The organism is Nonomuraea sp. NEAU-A123 (genome assembly GCF_018603905.1).
Classification (GTDB): Bacteria; Actinomycetota; Actinomycetes; order Streptosporangiales; family Streptosporangiaceae; genus Nonomuraea.
Window position 1 is genome coordinate 607977 of record NZ_JAHFZZ010000003.1, and the last position, 23091, is coordinate 631067.

21 protein-coding genes, 1 tRNA gene and 1 pseudogene are annotated in these 23091 nt (G+C 69.2%); 9 read left to right on the forward strand and 14 right to left on the reverse strand.

Going from position 1 to position 23091, the window contains the following annotated elements; translation table 11 throughout:
• Window positions 1-55 precede the first annotated feature (55 nt).
• From KLK06_RS11220 to KLK06_RS62265, 3 genes are read right to left on the reverse strand one after another with little or no spacing between them, the layout of a single operon-like run.
• Window positions 56-2647, reverse strand: a complete 2592-nt coding sequence (locus tag KLK06_RS11220) for a LuxR family transcriptional regulator (protein WP_214635287.1) — start codon at window positions 2645-2647, stop codon at window positions 56-58.
• A gap of 48 nt (window positions 2648-2695) precedes the next feature.
• A complete protein-coding gene (locus tag KLK06_RS11225; RefSeq protein ID WP_214635288.1) occupies window positions 2696-2857 on the reverse strand; it encodes a hypothetical protein in 162 nt (53 codons plus the stop codon).
• A 35-nt stretch (window positions 2858-2892) separates the two neighbouring features.
• Entirely contained in the window at window positions 2893-6141 is a 3249-nt protein-coding gene (locus KLK06_RS62265) for a BTAD domain-containing putative transcriptional regulator (protein WP_214635289.1), read from the reverse strand.
• A gap of 113 nt (window positions 6142-6254) precedes the next feature.
• Between KLK06_RS62265 and KLK06_RS11235 the strand changes: the two genes are divergently transcribed.
• Window positions 6255-6779, forward strand: a complete 525-nt coding sequence (locus tag KLK06_RS11235) for a universal stress protein (RefSeq protein ID WP_214635290.1) — start codon at window positions 6255-6257, stop codon at window positions 6777-6779.
• Here KLK06_RS11235 and KLK06_RS11240 read toward each other — a convergent pair.
• The gene (locus tag KLK06_RS11240) at window positions 6776-8134 is read right to left on the reverse strand and encodes a PLP-dependent aminotransferase family protein (protein WP_214635291.1); all 1359 of its coding nucleotides are present in this window, start codon (window positions 8132-8134) and stop codon (window positions 6776-6778) included. The genes KLK06_RS11235 and KLK06_RS11240 overlap by 4 nt on opposite strands.
• 68 nt (window positions 8135-8202) lie before the next feature.
• On the opposite strand from KLK06_RS11240, the gene KLK06_RS11245 reads away from it, so the two are divergent.
• The 5 genes from KLK06_RS11245 (at window position 8203) to KLK06_RS11265 (ending at window position 11050) form a co-directional block, all read left to right on the forward strand.
• Window positions 8203-8652, forward strand: coding sequence for a carboxymuconolactone decarboxylase family protein (locus tag KLK06_RS11245; RefSeq protein WP_214635292.1), 450 nt, complete (start codon window positions 8203-8205; stop codon window positions 8650-8652).
• Between the two features lie 6 nt (window positions 8653-8658).
• Window positions 8659-9894 (forward strand): MFS transporter, encoded by a 1236-nt coding sequence (locus tag KLK06_RS11250; protein ID WP_214635293.1) that lies wholly within the window; start codon window positions 8659-8661, stop codon window positions 9892-9894.
• A gap of 201 nt (window positions 9895-10095) precedes the next feature.
• Window positions 10096-10215: a DLW-39 family protein gene (locus KLK06_RS61385; RefSeq protein WP_214635294.1), complete on the forward strand. Its 120-nt coding sequence runs from the start codon at window positions 10096-10098 to the stop codon at window positions 10213-10215.
• Between the two features lie 16 nt (window positions 10216-10231).
• Window positions 10232-10960 carry an HAD-IA family hydrolase gene (locus KLK06_RS11260; protein WP_214635295.1) on the forward strand — a complete coding sequence of 243 codons (729 nt, stop codon included), beginning with the start codon at window positions 10232-10234 and terminating at the stop codon, window positions 10958-10960.
• A gap of 14 nt (window positions 10961-10974) precedes the next feature.
• Window positions 10975-11050: transfer RNA gene (locus KLK06_RS11265), tRNA-Ala, on the forward strand.
• A gap of 478 nt (window positions 11051-11528) precedes the next feature.
• On the opposite strand, the gene KLK06_RS11270 is transcribed toward KLK06_RS11265, so the two are convergent.
• The 3 genes from KLK06_RS11270 to KLK06_RS11280 all read right to left on the reverse strand — a co-directional run bounded on the left by KLK06_RS11270 (window position 11529) and on the right by KLK06_RS11280 (window position 13472).
• Window positions 11529-12359 (reverse strand): integrase, encoded by an 831-nt coding sequence (locus tag KLK06_RS11270; RefSeq protein ID WP_308168193.1) that lies wholly within the window; start codon window positions 12357-12359, stop codon window positions 11529-11531.
• 352 nt (window positions 12360-12711) lie between these two features.
• Entirely contained in the window at window positions 12712-13119 is a 408-nt protein-coding gene (locus KLK06_RS11275) for an ATP-binding protein (protein ID WP_214635296.1), read from the reverse strand.
• A gap of 26 nt (window positions 13120-13145) precedes the next feature.
• Window positions 13146-13472, reverse strand: a complete 327-nt coding sequence (locus KLK06_RS11280) for a hypothetical protein (RefSeq protein ID WP_214635297.1) — start codon at window positions 13470-13472, stop codon at window positions 13146-13148.
• Between the two features lie 134 nt (window positions 13473-13606).
• Between KLK06_RS11280 and KLK06_RS11285 the strand changes: the two genes are divergently transcribed.
• Both KLK06_RS11285 and KLK06_RS11290 read left to right on the forward strand, forming a co-directional pair.
• Window positions 13607-14449, forward strand: coding sequence for a GntR family transcriptional regulator (locus KLK06_RS11285; protein WP_214635298.1), 843 nt, complete (start codon window positions 13607-13609; stop codon window positions 14447-14449).
• Entirely contained in the window at window positions 14446-15132 is a 687-nt protein-coding gene (locus tag KLK06_RS11290; RefSeq protein WP_214635299.1) for an HAD family hydrolase, read from the forward strand. The genes KLK06_RS11285 and KLK06_RS11290 overlap by 4 nt, the downstream gene beginning before the upstream one ends.
• A gap of 672 nt (window positions 15133-15804) precedes the next feature.
• On the opposite strand, the gene KLK06_RS11295 is transcribed toward KLK06_RS11290, so the two are convergent.
• Window positions 15805-16368 carry a dihydrofolate reductase family protein gene (locus tag KLK06_RS11295; RefSeq protein WP_214635300.1) on the reverse strand — a complete coding sequence of 188 codons (564 nt, stop codon included), beginning with the start codon at window positions 16366-16368 and terminating at the stop codon, window positions 15805-15807.
• 172 nt (window positions 16369-16540) lie between these two features.
• Window positions 16541-16817, reverse strand: a pseudogene (locus KLK06_RS11300) (transposase); the annotation flags it as partial.
• Between the two features lie 191 nt (window positions 16818-17008).
• Between KLK06_RS11300 and KLK06_RS11305 the strand changes: the two are divergent.
• Window positions 17009-17602 (forward strand): hypothetical protein, encoded by a 594-nt coding sequence (locus KLK06_RS11305; RefSeq protein ID WP_214635302.1) that lies wholly within the window; start codon window positions 17009-17011, stop codon window positions 17600-17602.
• A gap of 156 nt (window positions 17603-17758) precedes the next feature.
• Here the strand turns inward: KLK06_RS11305 and KLK06_RS11310 are convergent, their stop codons facing one another.
• The 5 genes from KLK06_RS11310 to KLK06_RS11330 all read right to left on the reverse strand — a co-directional run bounded on the left by KLK06_RS11310 (window position 17759) and on the right by KLK06_RS11330 (window position 23090).
• Window positions 17759-18763 carry a hypothetical protein gene (locus tag KLK06_RS11310; RefSeq protein WP_214635303.1) on the reverse strand — a complete coding sequence of 335 codons (1005 nt, stop codon included), beginning with the start codon at window positions 18761-18763 and terminating at the stop codon, window positions 17759-17761.
• A 422-nt stretch (window positions 18764-19185) separates the two neighbouring features.
• Window positions 19186-19464, reverse strand: coding sequence for a hypothetical protein (locus KLK06_RS11315; RefSeq protein WP_214635304.1), 279 nt, complete (start codon window positions 19462-19464; stop codon window positions 19186-19188).
• Between the two features lie 414 nt (window positions 19465-19878).
• Window positions 19879-21039, reverse strand: coding sequence for a beta-propeller fold lactonase family protein (locus tag KLK06_RS11320; protein ID WP_214635305.1), 1161 nt, complete (start codon window positions 21037-21039; stop codon window positions 19879-19881).
• A 369-nt stretch (window positions 21040-21408) separates the two neighbouring features.
• The gene (locus tag KLK06_RS11325) at window positions 21409-22005 is read right to left on the reverse strand and encodes a response regulator transcription factor (RefSeq protein ID WP_214635524.1); all 597 of its coding nucleotides are present in this window, start codon (window positions 22003-22005) and stop codon (window positions 21409-21411) included.
• Entirely contained in the window at window positions 22005-23090 is a 1086-nt protein-coding gene (locus tag KLK06_RS11330) for a sensor histidine kinase (RefSeq protein ID WP_214635306.1), read from the reverse strand. The genes KLK06_RS11325 and KLK06_RS11330 overlap by 1 nt, the downstream gene beginning before the upstream one ends.
• Window position 23091: the final 1 nt, after the last annotated feature.

Consider the following 23091-nt stretch of genomic DNA (forward strand, 5'->3'; position numbering starts at 1 on the left):
GGTCCTCGAGCGACCGGTCTTTGAGGGACCGGTCTTTGAGGGACCGGGCGTCGGTCTAGAGAGACGTCAGCAGCCGCCCCACCTCCGCCCGGTCGTTGACGCCGAGCTTCTCGTACACGGCCTGCAGGTGGTTCGCGGCCGTCCGGGTGGAGACCGTGAGCCGGTCGGCGATCTGCCGGTTGGTCAGGCCGGCCGCCGCGAGCTGGACGATCTCCCGCTGCCGCGGCGTCAGCTCGGGCGTGGCCAGCTCGACCAGCGCGGGCGTCGACACCCCCGGGCAACGCCTGGCCAGGGCCCACGCCCTGGTCTGCGCCCCCTTGGCCAGGGCGCCCCGGCCCAGAGCGCGGTAGGCGGCGGACTCCTGAGCGGTGGCTTCGGCGGCGTACAGGATCATCCCGAGCCGCTCGAACTCGGCCGCCACCCCCCGCAGCCCCTCGGGGTCGCGGGTGGCCCGCGCGTGCCGGGCCAGCAGCCCGACGAGCGGCCCGTCCACCCGTTCGGCCAGCGCGGACAGCCGGTCGGCGGCCAGCCCGGGAACACCCAGCCGCACCAGATCGTGCAGCGCGAACATCAGGTGCCCGAACTGCTCGTGCTTCTCCGCGACGTCGGCCGCCGACAGGCACAGGCGTACCGCCCCGTCCAGGTCTCCGCAGCCCGCCGTCACCCACACCGCGGCCTGCAGCGTCGGATGGCGGGTGAACGCCCATCGGGAGGCGAGCTCCTCGGCCTCGGGCAGCAGTTCGCGCGCCTCCGCCGTCCTGCCCAGCAGCGCCAGAGCGTGCGCCTGCTCGGCCAGGCACCGCCCCCGGTACGGAGAGCGGTCGTGCAGCCCGGCGGCGTCGTCGCGGCTCCACCGTACGGCGCCTTCGGCATCGCCCCGCAGCCTGCTGACCAGCGCCCGAAAGGCCCCGAACCCGGAGACGGAGAGCTCGGCCACGGCCAGCTCCATGCCGTAGTCGGCGGTGCGTTCCGCCGCGTCCAGTTGCCCGGCGAACGTCTCGGCGGCGCAGCGCGCGTCGAGCATCGTCGGCAGCGCGTGCGGCGTCTCGTCCCCCCAGCCGTCCGCCTCGGCCAGGGCCTGCTCGACGACCGCGAGGGTGCGCTCGGTCCGCCCCGAGTAGGCGCTGGACCAGGCGTCGAGCGCGGCCACGTGCGCCGCGCCGCGTACCGTGATCGGTGTGCACGCGCGGGCCCGGTCGAGCGACTCGACGGCTCTGGTGGTGCGGCCCGCCCAGAACTCGGCCACGCCGAGGTAGATGTGCGCCTCCTGCTGCCAGGCCGGGTCGGTGAGGGTGCGCGCCGCCTCGCCGAGCACCTGACACGCCTCGGAGAGGGCGCCCGCCCAGGCGTGGTTGAGGCCCAGGCTGATGGCGTGTTGCGCGCGTTCGCTCTCGGTGACGGCCGCCGGCGCCGTCTGGCGCAGCGCCGTCAGCGCGGCGTCGGCGTCACCCAGCACCATGAGCGCCTGGCCGAGCAGCGCGACCGCGGCCACGCTCGCCCCCGCCTCCATCGCGGCCCTGGCCAGCCGGGCGGCCAGGCGCGGATCCTGCCTGGCCCAGGCCAGGCCCGCGGCGACGAGCAGCATGTCCGGCTCGGCCGTCGAGCCGCTGTCGAGCCGCCACACGGCCGCGCGCAGCACGTCCTCGCGCCGCCGCAGCCCGCTCGCCTCCAGCGCCTCGGCCAGCATCCGCAGCCGCCGCCGGGTCCGCAGCGTGCCGCAGCCGCCGCGTACCACCTCGCCGTAGAGGGGGTGGCCGAGCCGCAGGTGCTCGCGCTGCCCGTCGCGGACGGCCACGATCAGCCCGCGGTTCTCCACCCGCTCCGTCGCGCTCGGCGAGGTGAGCGAGACCAGCAGCTCGGTGCCGAGCGGCTCGCCGAACGCCACCAGTTCCAGCACCTCGCGCTCGTCCTGGTCGAGGTGGCCGATCCTGGCGTCGACCAGCTCGCGCAGCCGGGTGGTCATCGACAGCTCGCCCTGCCAGCGCCACTGACCGTCGGTCTCGGTCAGACATCCGGCGGTACGGCCGGCGTGCACGAGTTCGCGCAGGTAGAGCACGTTCCCCTCGCTGACCCTGGCCAGGTGCCTGACGGTCGGCCCGGCCACCTCCCCGCCGAGCGCCCCGGTCAGCACCTCCCCGACCTCGGCCACGGTCAGGGGCGGCAGCTCGATCCGGCAGAGCAGCTCGTCCTTCCACAGCGCGGCGACCGGCGCGGGCAGCGGCTCACCGCTGCGTACCGTGACCAGCAGCCTGGCGGTGCCGCTCTCCGCCAGATGGTGCACCAGCGCCGCCGACGCCGGGTCGAGCCGGTGCGCGTCGTCCACGCTCACCAGCAGCTCGTCCCGCCCCGCGCTGATCCGCAGGTGCTGCGCGGCCCACCGCAGCAGGTTCTCCCCGCTGCCCGGCGGCCCGGTCAGCGCGTGCGCGAACGCGCCGAACGGGATCACCGCCGCCGTCTCCGTACCCAGCGCACGGACCACCCCGTACCCCTTAAGACCGGACAGCGCCTGCGCCGCCAGCCTGCTCTTGCCTACCCCCGCGTCCCCGGCGATCATCACGCCCGCTCTCGACCGCAGGGTCTCCCGTACGGTCGCCAGCTGGCCCCCTCGCCCGACGAACGGCCATGCGCTCCCCAGCTGCTCGCTCATCGTGCCTCCTCTCACCCTTGATGGTGGTGAGGAAGGTTCGCGGGAGGTTCAGGGCTGATCCGGTTTCAGCCCGGCCGCGGAGAGTAGCAGGTCGACGACCGCCTCGCTCCCGCTGAACGGCACCGGTTCGCCCCCGACCTCTTCGAGCAGCCCGCGAAGCTGGCCGCCGGACTGCTCCGGCTCGACCAGCCGTACGATGACCGTCCTCATTTCGGCACCATCTCGCCGAACGGTTCAGGTCAGGTTCAGGTGGGGTAGGGCGCGGGCTCCACTTCCAGCTCACGCATCCGTTCGGCGTACAGGGCGTAGCGCCGGCGCGCGTCGCCGCGCCGGCCCGCCGAGTCGAGCACCCGGACCAGGCCGAGGTGGGCGCGCTCGTCGTAGCGGTCGCGTTCGAGCAGCCGCAGCCAGTAGCGGGCCGCCTCGTCGTGCCGTCCCTCGGCCGCCCGCGCCGTCGCGAGCCTGGCGGCCGCCTGCACGTACGCCAGCCTGGCCTCCTCACGCAGCCCCACGGCCCAGTCGGCGTACGGGTCCTCCTCGCAGAAGTCGCCCCCGTAGGACGCCTCGGCCTCCGCCCACCGCGCCAGCGCCTCCACCGGCCGCCCCGCCTGATCCAGTTGTACGGCCGAGCCCACCAGGTCGAGGAACCCCTCCACGTCGACGTCCACGTTGGCCAGGTCGAGCCGCAGCGCGCCTTCGTCGGAGACGACGAACTCGTCCGCGGGACGTACATGAGCCGGATCGAGCACGGCCCGCAGCGTGGACACCATCACGTTCAGCCGCTTCAGCCCGACCGAGTCGCCCTCCTGGTCCGGCCAGAGGATCTCCACCAGCCGCTCCCTGCTGATCGCCGCACCCCGGCGGCTGACCAGGATCTTCAGCAGGTCGCGGGCCTTGCGCGACTGCCAGGCGGTACGCGCGACGGGCACCGCGCCACGCAGCACTCGGAACGTTCCCATGGTCTCGACCAGCACCCGAGCCTCCGCGGCGGGGGTGAACCGGCCGACCAGCGCGTCGATCCTGGCATCGAGCGCCCGGCAGCCGATCGCGTGCATGCGGCCCCTGACCCGGTGCGCGACCTCCCGGCCGGTCACCGCGTCGCCCAGCGCGGCCCTGATCAGCTCGGCCCTGGCCCGGCCGACCGGATCGCCCAGCGCCGACCACCGGCGCACGGCCTCGTCGGCCAGCAGGGAGTCGCCGTCGAGCTCGGCACGCAGCTCCACCATCGCGGCCTGGGCGGCGTGGTCCCTGCGCCGCACGGCGACGGGCTCGGCCTCGGCCAGCAGCGTCCTGGCCTCGTCATAGCGCCTGGCAGCCAGTGCGACGCGGGCCGCGACCAGCCTGGCGTTCACCCCGGCGATGCCCTCGGCGTGCTTCAGCGCCCGCGCGGCCACGCGGGCCGCCTCGTCGGGATCGTCGTCGGCGAGCAGCACGGCCAGCTTGTTCAGCGCGTTGGACAGCTCCTGGACCTCGCCGGACGCGCCGGCGTCCGCGATGATCCGCCGGTAGATGGCCATCGCCGACCTGCGGTCACCGCGCAGCACCTGCACGTCGGCCAGTCGGATCAGCCCGTAGCCGACGAACCGCGACCCCATCGCCTCCCACCGGGCCGCCGCGTCCGCGGCGTCGATCGCCGCCTCCTCCAGCCGGCCGAGGCCGATGAGCGCCTTGGCCCGGTTGGCGATGTTCAGCGCGGCGTACGGGGCGAATGACACCAGATCGGACAGCCTGGCCGCGATCTCGACCTCCGCCAGCGCCCTGGCGTAGGCGCCCTCGTCGAGGTGGCAGGAGGCGCGATTGGCCCGGATGCGGATGAGCTGGACGACGTCCCCGGCCCGCTCGGCGTACTCCAGCGCCCTCAGGTAATAGGCATCGTTGGCCCGCCGGTCGCCGTCGAGCGAGGCGAGCATGGCCTGTACGGTGCAGGCCGCGGCCATGGCACCCGGATCGCCCAGCGCGCTGGCCAGCTCCAGCGCCCGGTCCGCCAACTCGGCGCAGCCCGCCCGGTCCCCCTTCAGCCAGAGCACCGACGCGGTGGAGGCCGCGCACATCGCCGCGTCGGCGGGCGGCAGGCCGTACTCGAAGCCCCTGGTGTAGATGGCGATGGCCGAGTCGAGGTCGCCGCGCAGGTGGTCGATGAGGCCGAGCCGCCTGGCCAGGAACGCGTCGAACACCGAGGTCGCCGCCGCGCGGGCGAGCAGGGCTCGCGCCCGGTTCCAGTCACCGCGGTTCTGCTCCGCGATGCCCGCCAGGCGCTGCATCGCGGGCGCCTGCCTGGTCGGCTCCGGCAGCAGGCCGAGCGCCGCCACCACGTCGTCGCCGCGCTCGGCCAGGTGCGGGCCGTGCGTGCCGAGCAGCGAGGTGACGAGCGTGGTGTGCTGGGTGGCCACCGCGGCGCGCAGGGCCAGCTCGGGCTGGTCGTGTTCGACGTACCAGCGGGCGGCGACGGCGGCCGTGTCGTGCGCCTCGTGCCGGTCGAGCGGCGCGTGCGCGGCCAGTACGTGGGCGCTGGTGGCCGTTAACCGGTAACTATTGGTCAGGGTCGGCCCGTGTCCGCTGATCGCGGCCGGTCGGTGCCCGTCGTGGCCGGCCTCCAGGAACAGGCCCCGGCTGGTCAGCGAGGCCAGCGTGTCGGGCGGGGCGCCCAGTGCGGTGGCGAGGTCGTCGGTGAGCACGGGTAGTACGGTGGCCGCCCGCAGCAGCTCGCGCATGCTCGCGGGCAGGTCGTCGAACGCGGACAGCGTGAGCCGCTCCAGCGTGGCGGAGGTGGCGGCCAGGCCCGCGGCGGTGCCCGGCCAGGCGGCGGGATCGGTGCGGGCCAGCGCGTCGAGCGCGGCGCGTACAGCGGCGGGCCAGCCGCCGCAGGCGTCGTGCAGCGTGGCGGCGATCGCGCCCCCCGGCTCGCCCAGCCGATCGCGCGCCCAGGCCGTGGTCTCGTCGATCGTGAGCGCGAGGTCGGTCGCGTCGAGGTCGAGCACCTCATGGTCCTGCCGCAGCCGGGCCGTGGGGAACGGCAACGGCGCCCGCGAGGCCGTGACCACGTGCAGATGGCGAGGGGCCGCCCGGATCAGCGTCTCGACATAACGTACGGAGCCGGCCGCGCCGATGATCGTCTCGATGCCGTCGAAGACCAGGGCGAGTCCCCGGCGCAGCCGCCCGGCCAGCGCCTCGGCCAGCGCGCCCGCCAGCGCCGCCGCTCTGGACAGCTCGTCGGCGTCGGGTCCGAGCGGGGACTCGGCGGCGGCCGCGAGCTCGGCGGGCAGGTCGGGAACCGCCTCCGACAGGGCCGCGACCAGGGCCCCGGCCAGCGTGGTCAGGTCGCGATCGGCGGGCCCGAGCCGGTGGAGCACCGCCCCGACATCCTCGCTCCAACTCGTCAGGGCGATCGACTTGCCGTAGCCCGTGGTGGCCACCAAAGTGGTGAGCCTGTGCGTCAGCGCCCCGTCGAGCCGCCGGTCGAGGGCGGGACGGGGTTGCACCCACCCACGTTCCACCCACGCATGCTACGCCGGGGATCGCGAACGACTCCAGAGTTCGCAAAGTGCCACCTCCCGGTAACCAGGGGGGAGGCGCACTATGGTCGAGTACTTCTTCGAGGAGGGTCGCGGTGGATCAGGACCTGCCCGGCGGAGCGAGGCTGATCGTGGGAGTGGACGAATCTCCGGCCTCGCGTTGGGCGCTGGCATGGGCCATCGGGGCGGCACGGCTGCACCGGATGGCGCTGATCGCCGTGCACGTGAGCCGGGCGCCCATGCACCCCTTCCCCGAGGCGCTGCCTGTGCAGCACGCCATCAGGGCAGGGGAGGAGGCGCGGTGCAACGAGGTGATCGCGGGGGTGTTCGACGACGTGGCCGGTGGGCTGCCCGCCGACCTCACCACGGCGGTGGTCGGCCGGGTCGGCGATCCCGGCTATCACCTCGTCGATCTGGCGCGTGAGGGCGATCTGCTGGTGCTCGGGCGGGGCAAGCGGGGGGTGCTGAGCCGGTTGTTCCTGCCTTCGACCAGCATGTACTGCGCTCGGCACGCCAAGACGACGGTGGTGATCGTCCGCCAGCCGACGCCGCCGGACGAGCCGCAACTGCCGGGGGAGCGGACGCGGCGGTTCTGGAGCCGGAGCCGTAAGCACTTCTAGCCGGTCAGCAGGCGGAGGCCCTCCGCGATCTCGGACCGTTGGATCGCGCCGTAGCCCAGGACCAGGCCGTTCTGGGCGGGCGTCTCGCCGCAGTAGGCGTCGAGCCGTTCCACCGCGAGCCGGGGCGACGGCCGTACGGACGCTCCTGGGGCAAAGCGGGCACAGAGGTGCAGGCCCGCGACCGAGGGGACCAGGCGCAGCCGGTCGTCGCCGGCGAGGGCGTCGGCGATGAGGGCGTGCCGGGCGGCGTACTCGCGGGTTGCCTTCCTGATGTGCCTGGCCAGCAGGCCCTCGTCGATGAAGCGGGCCAGCGCGGCCTGCGTGGGCAGCTCGCCGTGCCAGTCGGTCAGCTGCCTGGCGGCGCGCAGGGCGGGCATGAGCGAGGCGGGGGCGACCAGGAAGCCGAGCCGCAACATGGGCAGCAGCGTCTTGGAGAACGAGCCGACATAGATGACCCGGCCCGCCCGGTCCAGGCTCTGGAGCGGTTCCAGCGGCCGGTCGCCGAAGCGGAACTCGCTGTCGTAGTCGTCCTCGACGATCACCGCGCGCCGCCGTTCGGCCCAGGCCAGCAGCGCGGCGCGGCGGGCCAGCGACATCGGGGTGCCGAGCGGGAACTGGTGGGACGGGGTGACGTAGACCATCCGGGCGGCGTTCGGGATGGCGGCCACGTCGATGCCCTCGCCGTCCACCGGGACTCCGGCCACCCGGGCGCCCTGCGAGCGGAACAGCAGGCGCGCGGGCGGGTAGCCCGGCTCCTCGACCGCCACGCAGGCGCCGGGGTCGATGAGCACCCGGCCGATGAGGTCGAGCGCCTGCTGGGCGCCGTTGGTGATCAGGACGTCGTCGGCGTTTGCTCGTACGGAGCGGCTGATGCCTATATGTCGTGAAATAGCGTCCCTTAGACCTTCATGGCCGGAGGGGTCGGCATATCCGGCGAGGCTGGTGCGGAGCTCGCGGGCCACCAGCCTGCGCCACGTCTCCATCGGGAACAGGCGCGCGTCGGGCGACCCGACGCGGAAGTCGTACTCGGGGGTCGGGGTTGGCAAGCCGGTGGGCATGGAGCGCCAGATGGCGCGGGGGCGTACGACGCCCTGGGGTGCCGACCTGGCGCGTACGCGCTCCGCGGAGACGAACGTGCCCGCGCCCGCCCGGCCGACGAGGAAACCGTCGGCCACCAGCCGGTCGTAGGCGACCGCGACCGTGTTCCGGGAGATCTCCAGCCGCTTGGCCAGCTCGCGGGTCGGCGGCAGGCGTTCGCCCGATCGGAGGCGGCCGTCGAGGATCGCGTCCAGCAGCTGCCGGTAGACCTGTGCGGCCAGGTCACCCCGGCCGTGGAGACTTATATGGACATCCATCTTGGCCCAATCATTTAACCGGAAATTGGAGCTTATGTCGGGACAAAGTGGCCTCTAAATTTGGGGCTATGACAGAGCGCATGAATCTTGGCGAACTCGCCGGAGAAGCCTACAAAGCCATGGCCGGCCTGGACCGGTACGTCAGGCACAGCACGCTGCCCGCGCCCCTGCTGGAGCTGGTACGACTACGCGCTTCGCAGATCAACGGCTGCGTCTACTGCGTGGACATGCACAGCAGCGACGCCAAGCAGGCGGGCGAGTCCGACGCCAGGCTGCACGCCGTGGCCGTGTGGCAGGAGGCTCCCTTCTTCACCGACAAGGAGCGGGCCGCCCTGGCCTTCACCGAGGCCGCCACCAGACTCTCGACCGACGACGTCACTGACGAGATCTGGCAGCAGGCCGCCGAACACTTCGACGACCAGGAACTCGCCGCCCTCGTCATCGCCGTGGCCACGATCAACGCCTGGAACCGGATGGGCGTGGCCACCCGCATGACCCCCGAGTCGTACAAGGGCTGACCCCCGATGACACTCCCCGCCCAGCCCCCGCTCCCCGCCCGGCCGGGACCCGCGAGAACGAGCAGGCGGCTCCTCGCCCAGGCACAGTTGGCGAACTCGATCGGTGATGGCGCCTACCTGGTCACCTCGGCGCTGTATTTCGCCAGGATCGTCGGCTTGTCGGCGACGGAGATCGGCTTCGGGCTCACACTGGGCTGGGCTGTCGGCACAGTCGCGGGCGTCCCGCTCGGCCACTTGGCCGACCGGCGCGGGCCGCGCGGAGTGGCCATCCTGCTCGCCCTGATGACCGCCGTCGCGGTCGCGTCGTTCCTGTTCGTGCGGTCGTTCGCGCTGTTCACGCTGGTCGCCTGCCTGTACGGCACCGCGCAGACCGGCCTGTCCGCGGCCCGCCAGGCGCTGCTCGCCGGACTGATCGAGCCGGACCAGCGCACCGAGGTCCGGGCCGTGCTCCAGTCCACGCTCAACGGCGGTCTCGCGGTGGGCGCCGCGCTGGGTGGGCTGGCGCTGCACTTCGGCACTCGGGAGGCGTACCTGGCGGTGTTCGCGGTGGACGCGGTCAGCTTCCTGGCCGCCGCCGTACTGCTGCAGAGACTGCCCGCCGTCGCCCCCGTCCCGGCCGTCGCCGGTCCGAAGCTGGCCGTGCTCAGGGACCGGCCGTACGCGGTGGTCACGCTGATCAACGCGGTCATGCTCTTCTACATGCCGCTGCTCAGCCTGATCGTCCCCCTGTGGATCGTCCAGCGCACCACGGCACCGACCTGGCTGGTCTCGGCCCTGCTCCTGGTGAACACGGTGAGCGTGCTGCTGTTCCAGGTGCGCCTCGCGCGGCGGGTCAGGGGCCTGGCCGACGCGTCCCGGTCGGTACGGCACGCGGGCCTGGTCATGCTGGCGGCCTGCGTGGTGTTCGCGATGTCGTCCATCGGCTCGTCGGCCTGGCTCGCCGGGCTGATCCTGCTGGCCGCGGCCGGGCTCCAGGTGTACGGCGAGATGCTGCTGGGGGCGGGTTCCTGGGAGATCGGGTTCGCGCTGGCTCCGGCTGACAAGCAGGGGCAGTACCAGGGGTTCTTCGGGACCGGTGTGGCGGTGGCCAGGATGCTCGGGCCCGTCGTCCTCACCACGCTCGTCATCGGCGGGGGGACGCTGGGATGGCTGCTGGTCGGCGGGGTGTTCGTGGCGGCCGGCGCCGCGATGGGCCCGGCCGTCAAATGGGCTTCGCGAACCCCCGGTGTACGTACCCTATGACCGGGTTTGACATGATCACATAGTGTCCAAGTTGGGACGGGCATAACCGGCCCCACCTGGGTCTGTTCCCTTGTTCTTTGCACATCCGGTACATCTGGTTCGTGCACAACACAAGGACCGCAGCCATCCCTTGCTAGGCTGCATGTCAACCGTTGGGTCTCACCCCGGCAGGTGAGGCCGTCGAAGAAGTGGGGTCACACCGTGAAGAAGCTTGTCGTTCTGGCGCTGATCGCCCTTGGGGGGCTGCTGGTCTGGCGCAAAGTGCAGGCTGACCGCGCCGAGCTCGATCTCTGGACCGAGGCCACCGGCAGCGAGAACTAATCGACCTGGCGAGGCGATGAGTGACGTCGTCCCCATCAAGCTGGCGTGCCTGGACCTGGCCGGCACAACAGTCGGTGACATCGCCATGGTCGAGCGTGCTTTCGCCGAGGCGATAGCCACTCAAGGCATCGTCCCCGGGACCGGAGCGTACGCGCGTGCCATGGTGCACGTGCACCGGTCCCGGGGCTGCCCCAAGATCGATGTCTTCCGAGGGATCTTCCCCGGCAACGAGGCCCAGGCCCAGGCGGCGAACCTGACGTTCGAGCGCTCGTACGAGGGTGCGCTCGACCGAGCGGGTCTCGTCCCCATGCCCGGCGTCATCGAAGTCCTCGAAAAGCTCCGCGGCTCCGGCCTGCGCCTGGCCCTGATCACCGGCTTCAGCCGCGTCACCCTGAGCCGCGTCCTCAGCGTGCTCGGCTGGCACGACAAGATCGACCTCGCCATCTGCCCCGAAGACGCCGGCGGCCGCGGCCGCCCCTGGCCCGACATGGTCCTGCACGCCGTACTCCGCCTCGGCATCGAGGACGTACGACAGGTGGCGGTCATAGGCGACTCGGAAAGCGACATGCTCTGCGGCCGTCGAGCGGGTGCTTCTGTGGTGGCCGGGGTGATGACGGGGGTCCACAGCCGGGAGCGGCTCCTCAAGGGAGGCGCCACGCACATCCTGGACTCGATCGCGGACTTCCCTGGCTTGATCTTGAGCGAAGACCCGAGCAGGCAGCAGATGGGTGTCGCGGACCGGTAAGCTATCTTCGTCGAGGGGCCTTAGCTCAGTTGGCAGAGCGCCTGCTTTGCAAGCAGGAAGTCAGGAGTTCGAATCTCCTAGGCTCCACCATTTCCTTCGTGTAGGTGGACCGTGTGCCACCCACCCCTTGCCCGTCTGGGTGGTTAACCGTGGCAGCCCACCCCGAGCGGTCCTCGCTGTCGCTCGGGCTGTTCTTCCTGGCGCGCCTTCGGCGCACAACGGGCTTCGCAATGGGGGCGCTTCGCGCTGGGGCGCTCAGGCGTTGGCTTCCAGTCGGGCCGCAGCCCCGACCCCTGGAGGACTTCGCTTCGCTCAGACGCCTTATCTTCTCGAGCGCAGGCTCTGCCTGCGCCTTCCACGTGGCCGGTCATAGCAAGTGAGCTGGAAAGTGCCTCCAGGCTCTGCGCCTTCCCACGGCCACGCCGCTCCCTGCTCACGAGATTCTGCCCAAGCAGCCTCCGGCGGGGCCTCGGACTCCGAGATGATCGCGGCAGGAGTTAGGCCGTTCAGTGGTTGAGGTCCGTGATCACCTCACTAACCTTTTGGTAAACAGAATCGGTGTGACGTATCAGAACCGCCAGTACGCGGCCGTGGCATCGTCGTGTGCCTTGCTCCGTGGCCACCGGGAGCCGTCTGGGTCGGTGCGCTCGGCCTCACGTACCTGGTTGATCAGTTCGTCTGGGTCGTCGGCAGCCAGGATGTCCATGAGCTGTCGCCAAGTGGCGAGTTGGAAGAGATCGACGAGTCGTGATGCCCCGTCGCTGAGCATTGCCGCGGCTCTTACTGAGTGGATCGGCATGGTTCCTGTGAGGGCGTGTTCGGCTGCCAGTGGGTCGGCGGACGCAACCCAGTAGCCGTCTTTTTTGTTGCGGTGCTGGAGCAGAGCTTCTTGGAACCGATGTCGCTCCTTACCGTGTGTCTTGGAGGGGGAGGGGTGGTAGGTGAGGTGTGTCCGTAGGTCTGCCGCGACGTCGTCCAGGCGTTCGTCGGTGATCACGATCGGTTCTGCTGCGGTGTCCACATCCAGTACGAGCACCGAGTCGGACAGGACCAGCCACTCCAGAGCTGTGTTTGTTCGGCGGAGCGCGACCACGGTTGCCGAGGGTGATCCCGGATGTGCGAGGTCGCAGGTTGACGAGTGGAGTGATGCCACGGTCTTGATGCTCTGGGCCAGTGCGTCGGTCAACGAGCCGTCCTCGGTCCCGAGTGCGCCGAGCAAGGAAGTACCGAGCGTGCGCGCGTACCACGCCACGCTGTGACGGCATCCCGTCTGAAGCTCTGGAGGGTAGCCGGCACCGTCCAGGACGACCACGCCGTTGGGGATGGCACCGACGAAGTCCTCATTGGCGCGGTCTGCTCTGGCTGCTTCTGTGGCGAGGGCCAGGCGCACGTTCGTCACTTCTCCTCATGCCGGTAGAGGGGACTGGCCAGTTCGGCTGACGGCGCGAATGGCGGACCGTCGGTTGGGCACACTTCGCGGGCTCACCGTGCCAGCCCGGTAAGCAGGGCGGCCCACAGAAGGTGGGCTTCCGTGAGCCGTACATGGTGAGTCTCAGCAACGACATTCTCCTCTCCCTGGATGACACGCCGAACGAAGCCCAGGCCGCCGGACTGGCAGAGTTCGTAGTAGGCGGCGCGGCAGTCGCACGTCCAGGCGATTACTCGGCATCGACCAACGTCGCGAGAGGTCAGCCATTCAAGTCGTACGCTCGCCGACTGCGGTAGCGGCGGATGAGGTGCCAGGCAGGAGGTCATCGGCATGACGTCGGCTGCGATCCGGTGCTGAGCGTGGCCCACACGGTCCTGCCGCGTTCATCGCCCCAGACGCCCCAGTCGATCGCCAGGCTAGAGACTAGAAGGAGCCCGCGGCCGCCTTCGCCATCCGGGGCGTGCCTGAAGACCAGGGGAGAAGACTGGCCGCCCTCGTCGAGTACGCCGAGCCAGAGACGGTCCGGATGAGCTTGGACACTCACCAAGAAGCGGCCCCCGAATCGTCCGCTGTCGGTGTGGCGTATCGCGTTGGTGGCCAGTTCGCTGACGATGAGCTCGGCCGCGTCGGCCGCTGGCCAGTCACGGAGTAGTGAAGTGATGAAGCGCCGGGCTTCCCTGACGGAGGGAGCGGAGCCGAGGAAGTAGCGAGAGAAGCGCCAGGTCGACATGGGTAAGCTCCGGGGGTACTACCTGGTCAGGCCGCCTTGGCGGCGGGGCGGATGGTCTCGGCGCTAAAGCCAAGCCGGGAGCGCCCGTTCATCTGCCAGTAGAAGGCGGTCAGTCCGACGGGCGCGACCTGCACGCCTTCGGGGATCTGCGGGAACGTCTCGCTCGGGAGTGTCACCACGATCGCCGGGTTGCGCCGGTCGTCGTTCAGCTTGGGCAGGAGCGGGATGGTGTAGAGCTCCCGCCCTTCGGCGTCCCTCTTCACCTCGCCCGTGGTGCGGCCGACGATCTTCGGCTCGGGCTCGCCGGCAACCGTGAACGCCAGGGCGGTGGTGTCGACGGAGAGGTTCCGCATGCTGATCGCTCCTCGATGTTGCCTAACTTGGCTAGGCAGGTTGTCGATTTCATGTTGCCTAACATGGCTAGCCATGTCAAGCATCGCAGAAGAACTGGCCTAGGCGACCTAGGAGAACTAGGCTGATTTGTGTGATGAGTCTTGATCCTGACGACCCTCGCCCGCCCTACCAGCAGGTCGCGAACGCCCTGCGCGCGGCGATCCTGACGAAGAAGTTCGAGCCGGGGGAGAAGCTGCCCTCAGGAACCGAACTCGCCAAGCAGTACGGCGTGGCGCGCATGACCGTGCAACAGGCCGTCCGGATCCTCCGTGACGAGGGCCTGATTGTGTCGCGGCAGGGCAGCGGTGTGTTCGTCCGCGAACGCACAGAGCGGCCGGTGGAGTTGCGGCCGCACATCGAGCACGCCTTCGACGTCAGCAACGTCACCATCGACTTCGCCGGCTTCTCCGGGGAGACGCTGCAAGGCATGCTCCAGGAGCCACTGGACAAGATCCGCCTTGGACGGCTCACGCCGGACTCCATCGGCATCCGTATTCTGGTACCGGACATGGAGCACCCCATATCACTGCCCTGCCGCGCCGAGGACCTCACCGATTGCCCGACGATTCGGGAACGCGCCCACCGTATTCAGCAGCGCAGCACGCAGGCCATCGCCGATGCCGTGCACGAGCTGGCAGACCTCGGGCTGGTGAAGTCCGCATCCGTCGAAGTGCGCGTCCATCAGACCACGCCCGCGTTCAAGTTCTACGTGATCAATCGGGATCAGGTGTTCTTCGGCTTCTACCCGGTGGTCAAGCACACCGTGCGGATCAAGGGCGAGCCGCGAGAGCTGTACGACGTGATGGGCAAGGACGCTGTCCTGTTCCACTACCAAGTGACCGAGGACGCCTCCTCGATGCAGTCGCAGTACGTCGCCCAGGTCCGGATGTGGTTCGACAGCATGTGGGGCACCATCAGCCGGGAAGTCGAGCTGTGACCGACGGCCTCGTTGACATCTTCCGGGAGACCCGCGCCGTCCTGCTCGACTTCGACGGCCCTGTGTGTCGAATCTTCGCCGGTCTCCCGGCGGCCAGTGCGGCGGAAGGGCTCAAGCGCCTGCTGCGAGGCCAGGGCGCAGAACTGCCTCAAGACGTCGCCGAACTGGACGACCCGCTCAAGGTGCTGCGCCGTACGGCGGACTTCGCGCCCGAACTCGTGGACAAGGTCGAGACCGCGCTGATGGCCTACGAGATTAAAGCTGTGGACTTTGCCGAGATCACGCCAGGAGCGAGGGATCTGCTCGCTGCCTGCGCCGGGACGGGCCGACCGGTCGTGATCGTGAGCAACAACTCAGAGCCTGCCATCGAGAGGTTCCTTGACCATGCCGGTCTCGACAAGAGTTTGGCCGGCGTTGTGGGCCGCCCAATCGGTGCCCCCGCCGAGATGAAGCCTCATCCGCGATCGGTGCTACGAGCGTGTGAGATGACCGATGTTCGGCCAGATGAGGCTGTACTGATCGGGGACTCGTGGTTCGACATGGAAGCCGCGATCAACGCGGGAGCCCGCAGCATCGCCTACGCCAACGCAGAGGGCAAGGACGTGACTCTCGCCCAGGCAGGCGCCGACGTGGTGAGCAAGGACATGCGCGAGATCGCCGCAGCAGTCAGAGCCAGCCGATAGACGCCGGAGGGCGTGGTTCATACCTTCCCTACATAATCAAGCCCGCCGCGCAGCGGCGGGCACCACGTGATCACGGGAAGAAGGCGGGGCAGCAGTCTTTAGAGTCCACGAGGCGGTGAAACCACACATTCTTAGCCCCTCGTGTAACACAGTGGGATATCGGAAAAGCCACCACGGCGATTAGCGGTGCAGCTCGACAACCGCTCGTCTGGCCAAGTGCGTACATGGCAACGGACCCGGCCCCAACTGGTCCGCAAGATCGAGAGCCTTCACGGAGCCATCGTCAGTCCTACTAAACCTTCCCTCTGCTACTTCATACCTTGCCAGCAGCAGCGCACGGTTCGAATCTCCTAGGCTCCACCAGCAAAAACACCCCGCCACCGATCTTGTGATGGGGTGTTCGTGCCACTAACGTGCCATTAGCCTGCGGGGACCAGCACTCCCGCTGTGCCGTCGTCATCTCCTTTCTCGCGCTTCATCCTGGCTCACCGGCAACGTGGGCAATGCCCCGTGGAGTGGTGGGCTTTGAGGTTGAGCCTCGGTGTCTACTTGCCGCTGTCGATCGCGGCGATGCCGCCGGTATCGCTGGTTGGTTTGAGTTGGGTCGTGGACTCCTCGGACAGGTAGCGGGGCTCGCGTGACTGCCGCTCGTTGTGCATGTCGGCCGCTGGGTTAGCGGTGTCGCCGGTACTGCAGCTCTACGATTCCGTTGCTGGAGGCGGTGCTGGAGACCAGGTCGAGCTGGTAGGACTTGGGGACGCCGTCGAACAACCGGGTGCCCTCGCCCGCAACGTAGGGGAACATGCTCAGCTGGAGCTCGTCGATCAGGTCGAGCCGCATGAGAGACCGCCAGAGGCTGACGCCGCCCCAGACCACGATGTGGCCGTCGCCGCCCAGCCTGAGCTTGTCGATCTCGTCTGTCGTGTCACCAGCGGCGATAGTGGTGTTGGCCCAGTCGGCCGTCTTCAGGGTCCGGGAGAAGACGACCTTGCGCCCGGCGTTCAGAATGTCGGCGAACGGGTGGTCGGTGGAGGTTGTCATGGCCCCGGCGATGCTCTCGTAGGCGGTGCGGCCCATGAGGTGCGCGTACGCGCTCTGGAGAAAGTCGAGGTGCGCCGGGTCGTCGGGCTGACGATTTTCGGGCAGGTCGAAGCAGAACTTCCAAAACTCGGTGCCCTCGTCGGCGAGAAGGCCGTCGAGGGAGTAGTTGAACACTGTCGCTATCAGCTTCCGCATGATCAAAACTCCGTAGTCTCGGGTCGTCTGGGGACCGTGCTCGCTAGGGAAACGTGCGTGTCCTGGGCCGCAGCGTTCGCGTGGCCGCCGCGTCTGTGGCCTGTCGCTAATGCTTTAGACGACACTGCCGCCCGAAAGTCATCGGTGCCCGGTCTACTGCCTGGATGCGCGGTCAGGTACCGGGGTGTCTACTCGCGCCGCTGTTGATCGCGGCGATGCCGCCGGTATCGCTGGTTGGTTTGAGTTGGGTCGTGGACTCCTCGGACAGGTAGCGGCGCTCGCCTGATTGCCACTCATCGTGCATGTCGGCCAGGATCGCGCCGATGAACCGTATGACTGCCGCCTCTTTGGGGAAGATGCCTACCACCCGGGCCCGGCGTTTGATCTCCTTGTTCCACTCGCTCGAGCGGGTTGGCGCTCCAGATCTTTGGCCAGTGCGGTCGGGGGAAAGTGTTCCGCCATGGGTCTCAAAGCACCGGGTGACGAAAGGTGAGCCGTCGCCAGTTGCAGTTCCACGCCGTTCAGGAGCGTTCTGGGAAGACCGCACACAGCCACTGACCTGCATTGAACGATCCGGAACGGCTCGAACTGGATCTTTAATTCTCAGGTTCTGGGTTCGAGAGCCTGCCACAATCAGGCCGTGGATTCCCAGGACTCCCCGCTTCACGACGCTGCCCGGATCTATCTCTCAGGCATGCGCGCCGAGGAGGACCCCGCCAGCGCGCTCCAGGTCATGGAGAGCAGCGAAACCGACGGCTGGGAGGCAGCCCTCATCCTTCTCCAAGATCTCGGCGATGCTCGTCCGCAGCCGCCCGAGTTCTGGGCACTGCTGGCCGACGCCGCTCGCTTGATATGGCTTCGAGAGGATGCCGACTGGTACGAGTGGCGGCGCAGCGAAGCGCGGAACGGTGCCCTTCGGGCTGAAATCTGTCTGATGCGTACCGAGGAGGGGGGCCGTGCGCTGCCGATACCTCCTGGCGGGCTAATCCGGCCCATGTGGGACATCGGCCGACGCACGGACGAGGGTGAATCCTCGCTCAGCATCGCCTCCCTTTGGGTTGAGGGTCGTGAACCGCTGGAACCGGGCGGGTGCGCACCGGCGAGGCTTATCCCCCTGACCCCTGGGCACTGGTTGCACCTCGCACCGGGTGACGTGATCACCATGCACGAGATGCGGCCACCCGCCGGAACGGCACACATCATCGAAGTTATGCCGCCGGTGGTGCCTTCCTAGGTGCACTCCAACACTCTCCATGCTGTTTCAGACCCACCGGCGGCCTTTGAGCAGGGGCGAATCCGTGCTCACCTGCCCCTGGCCACCAGCATTGAACAGCAGAAAGAACGCTTCGAAGCGATCATCGCTCTCGGATGACGGCACCCTGGATCAGGTTCAGGTGTGCACCTCATAGCGGTACCAACGCCGGGGATCCCCGTCCTCATGCAGCCACAGCGTCTCATCTCTGCCGATCTTCCCTCGTGCCCAGCCGTTGGGGTGTCGGTCGTCTGGTAGCAGCAGGTGCTCGCGGTGCGTCTCAGTGACGGCTCCGTCCTGTCGGCGGGCTCTGCGGATCTCCCAGCGGAAGCCTCCGCCCGCTCGGTGCTGATCGAGGAAGGCAAGCTCGGAGCCGGAGACGGCCAGGCCGCTGCACCGTGTGACGGGGTTGGGTGTGACGCTCCGGATGCCGTCAGCGTCGATCTCGATCAGCGGAAAGTCGGTGTAAGGGCACGCATGGACCATGCCGCTGCCGACATTAAGCGCATAGCAGTCGCACCAGACGACGCCTGGTGAGTGGGACGGCGCCATCCAGGGTAGGCCGCCGGCGCTGTCCCAGCGTGCCAGGCCGATCATGAAGCTGTAGGAGCGGGTGCCGTCCGGGTTGGTGGACCAGTAGTTCGACTCGTCGAAGTAGCTGATCCAGATGTTGCCCTGGGCATCCGTCATGAGCTGCTCGATGCCGTCACCAGCGTAGAAGGCCGACAGGGTCTGCCCGTCTCCGTCGATCACCCGGACGTTGTCGGTGAGGTGTAGTTCGCCCTCGGGGACTGGCCCTCGGTAGCGCTCGACGTCGATGCCCACGGGCTCACAGCGGGCAGCGGCCAGCACGATGCCATCGCCGAGGGTGTCGATGTGGGTGTCGATGTGGGTGAACCATAGGCCGAGATCTGTCAGCGGAATCTCGCGGATCTCGGCCCCGTCGCAGATGACGGCAATCGCGTCGAAGCGCGGGGGTGGCCGGAGCATGGAGAAGTGGGGGATGGAGGTGAGTCCCTGGGCGGGGTCGGCCACCAGGGCGGTGAGCCGGCCGCGGTGGTCGATAGTCGAGGCCAGGACCTCATAACGGGCGTAGCGGTCGGGAAGCGTCGCGTGGATTGCGAGCCGGAGGTCAGCGACCATGAGCCTTTCTCGTTGCCATCCATGGATGATCGCATACAAGGCAACGCCGAGTCGTGGGTACGTGCGACCGGCCGATTGCTCTTAGGGTGGCCGCTGATCGCAGTCTTCCTCTGTTGCGCGGCCAGTCTCCGGCCTCTCCGACGCCTACCCCTGGAAACGCACGCTCACAGAATTTGCCGAATTGGGCTCATAGGTATTCGTGCGGCGGCGCGGCGAGCCGCCGCACGGCCCTTCGCCCGCCCGCCGTACCCATTGCACCCGCCACAGGTGGGCCACGCCGCCGCTACACCCCAAAATGCGTGGCTGGGGTGAGAGTGCCATCGGAGTGGAGCAAGCGCAGAAGGCATCTGTTCAGGGCATCGGCTTGAGCGTTCATGCCTTCTGACCTCAACATGCTAACTAGCATGCTAGTTAGCATGTTGTTAGCAAACTAGGTCGCATATGGCACCGTGCCTTGAGGACACGGTCTTGATGCTCTCGGCCAGGACCTCGTCGAACTGCCCCGAGCTGTTGCCGAGCGTGGCCAGCAGGGTCGAGCCGAGGGTGTGGGAGTACCAGGCCACACCGTGAGAGCATCCGGAGGCCATGCCCGATGGGTGCCCCGCGCCGTCGAGGAGGACGACCGCCTCTGGCGTCGCGCCTACGAAGTCCTCGTTGGGCCGGCTCGCGTGGGCTGGTTCGGTGGCGAAGATGAGGTGCAACGGCTCACTCCTCCTCGTGCTGGTAGAGGGGGCTGGCAAGCTCGGCTTTGACCGGCTCTCCTGGCTAAGGGTTGCATCCGACAGGCCCCGGACGCGGCGGATGAGGCTGCTCAACGCGTACCTGCCGAGGCTCCACCGCGCGGCGACTCTCGACACGGTGGTGAGTGGCACGTTCCTGAAGGTGGCGAACTTCCTTGGCCCACCGCAGGCGCTGCTATCACCGGGCATGCTGTGGCGGGTCTGGAGAGGGCGCTGCACGGGCACACCGACCGCGAGCGTGGCTTCGACCCTCGGCGGACCACAGCTGGATGTCGCCCGGAATGCGTCGCCGACCAGGCATGAGCCTCAGCGGTGCCGACCGTGATGCGCAGATCGTCGGTAGCGGCGATCTGCGCATCACGGTCGGGCTGATCCCTACTGCGGGGTGGCTGCGGGAACCGGGCGTACGGCGACCGACTGGCTCAGCGGGTGCTTCCCACCGGTGGGGAACGGCGATCCGGGGGCCTGCTTCAGCGTGCCGCCGGATTCGATCGCGAACGCGACCACCTGGCTCGTGTCCTGGATGTTGGCGAAGATGTCCTGGCCGTCCGGTGTGATCGCGACCGCCGAGGTGCCATCAGTGGGGGCGGGCGAGTCGGCGGTCGGCGTGAGTGAGCCGTCCGCGTGGATCGTGAAGCCGAGCAGACCGCCGGGGGGCGAGCCGGCGTCGAAGTTGGCGCAGACGTACAGGTGCTGCCCGTCGGGCGTGACCTTGAGACCGACCGGGTCCCGTACGGAGACCGGCATCCCGGGCACGGGTTTCAGCGAGCCATCCTTACCGACCCGGAACCCCCACACGTTCTGCGCGACGTTCGAGGTCACGTACAACAGGCCGCCGTCCGGGCTCATCGTGATCCCGTAGTTGGCCGGCCCGGCCCTCGCCACGTCCTGCGCGGGTCCGAGCGTGCCGTCCGGCAGCACGGTGTATCTGGTGATGACCCGCGGCGGGCTGTCGGCGGTCTCGTCCGCGTCCGCGTACGAGAGGTAGAGGAAGCGGCCGTCGGGGGACAGCACCGTCTGCTTGGGATGGTCCGAGGTGGTCTTGAAGTCGCCGAGTTTGGTGGGCGTCCCGTCCAGGCCGATCCGGTACGCCGAGATCGTCGCGTCGTCGACGCCAGTGTTGGTCACGTACAGGGTGCGGCCGTTCGGGGAGACGGTCGCTCCCCACGGCTCGTCGCCGGTCTTGACGATCCGCGGGTTCGGCTGGAGCGCGCCCTGCGCTCCCACGCGGAACACCGAGAGCGTGTCGGAGTCGCTGTTGACGACGTACGCGGTGGCCCCGTCCGGGGTGAGGGCGATGCCCCGGGGGGTCTTGCCGTCGGTGGACACGGGCTTGCCGAGGAGCTTGAGGGTGGCCCTCGGGCCGATCGCCAGGGAGGAGACGTTGCCGGAGCCCGCGTTCGTGACGTAGACCACGCCGCCGGACGGTGGCAAGACTGGTCCCGCGACGGCCTGGGCCAGTGCGGGAGAGGGGACGGCGAGCAGCGCGGCGGCGGCCAGGACGGCAGCACCCGCTCTCATGAAGACGGATGACACGAATGTCTCCTTATCACTCCTTGAATCTGATGTGACGACACCCTCTTAGGCGTTCCACCTGGTGCCATACCGTTCCATGGGCTTGTTTGCGGCCAGCGCTGGCGGCGTTCGGCGAGGTAGTCGCGCAGGGCGTCGTGGGTCAGCTCGAGTGAAGATCCGCTGATGCTTGGTGGCGAAGCGGAACAACGACTTCAGCGGGGTGACGGCGTTGCTGAGGCGGCGCCCGCGCATTACCTCGACGGCCGCTTGAAAGCGGAGCTCAGCGCGAAGGGTGGCCAGCCCTGGCCTCCGGGGTTGACGAGATCGAGGACTGGATCCGGTGGCCTGCCCGTGGAGAACCCCGGGACCGGAACGCAGTGACCAGGACGATCACAGGAGTCCGCGTTCCATGGCCACGACGACCGCCGCGGCCCTGCTGTCGACGCCGAGCTTGGCGAAGACGTGCTTGAGATGCGTCTTCACGGTCGTCTCGCTGATCAGCAGGGTCCTGGCGATCTCCTTGTTCGCCCCTCCACGCGCCACCAGGCGGAGCACCTCCAGCTCCCGCGGGCTCGGCTCCTGCGCAGGGGGCCTGCCGATGATGGCGGACGCGACCGACGGGGCCAGGACCGCTCCTCCGGCGGCGGCCGTGCGGACCGCCCGGTGCAGTTCCTCCCGTGGCGCGTCCTTCAGCAGGTAGCCCGCGACCCCGGCGGCCATGGCCCGCATCACGTCCGCGTCCGTGTCGTACGTGGTCAGCACGATCACCTTGATCCCCGGATGGTCGGCGTGCAGCCGCTTGATCGCGCCCATTCCGTCGAGTCCGGGCATGCGCAGGTCCATGAGCACTACGTCCGGGCGTGCCCGCCGGGCCATGGCCAGTGCCTCGAACCCGTCGGACGCATCCGCCACGACCTCGATGTCGGCCACGCGGTCGAACATGCCGCGCAGCCCGTCACGCACCACCGGATGGTCGTCGACGATCATCAGCTTGAGGGGATGCGCAGGCACAGCGCCGTTCCTTCCCCCGGAGCGGACTCCACCGTGAGCGTGCCACCCAGCCCGCCGGCCCGTTCGCGCATGGCGGCCAGCCCGTACCCCTGGCTCCGCGCGGCCGGGTCGAACCCCGTACCGTCGTCGAACACGTCGAGCGTCACCTCGTCGTCCATGTAGGTCAGCGTGATCGCCACCCTGCCCGCTCGGGCGTGCTTGGCGACGTTGGACAGCCCTTCCTGCGCCGCCCGCAGCAGCGTTGCCCCCGCCTCGCCCGCCAGTGGCCTGGGCGTGCCCTCCACCGACACGGTCGCCGTCAGCCCCGACGTCCGCGACCACCGGCCGGCCACCTCCGTGAGCGCCGCGTCGAGCTGGGCGTCGGCCAGCGGCCCAGGCCGTAGCGCGTCCACGGAACGCCGTGCCTCCCGCAGGTTGTCGCGCGCCAGCTCCTTGGCCAGCGAGATCCGCTTCTGCACGGTGTGCAGGTCGGGCATCGCCTGCTCGGCCGCCTCGAGCTGGGTGATGATCCCGCTCAGTCCCTGGGCGATGGTGTCGTGGATCTCCCTTGCCAGCCTCGCCCGTTCCTCCAGCATCCCGACCGTTCTGTTCTGGGTGCTCTGCCTGGACACGTAGTCCACGAACAGTCCGATCGCCACCACCAGGCCGGCGGCTCCGGCGAGCTCCCACAGGGCGCCGGGGTCGTCCAGCCTGCCCCGGGCGGCGAAGGTGCACAGGACCGTCGCCACCGCCCCCGCGTAGGACCAGGGGCCGGCCAGCATGAGGTACGGCTGGGGCATCAGGCCGAAGATCACCACGTCGAAGGCGCGGTCGCCGACCACCAGCGCGACGTAGAGCCCGCAGATCACGACCAGGTGGAACGCCATCGGGTTGAGCCGCCCGATCAGCTCCGGCCGGCGTGCGACGAAGAACCAGTGCCAAAGGGCCATCAGCGCGACGATGCCCAGCGTCAGCGGCTTGGGGCCGCCGTCCTCGCCGATCGACAGGATCAACCCGAGGGTCAGGCAGGCGTAGAAGAGCCAATGGAAGGCGCGCGACCAGCGTGCCTCCCAGATGTTCATG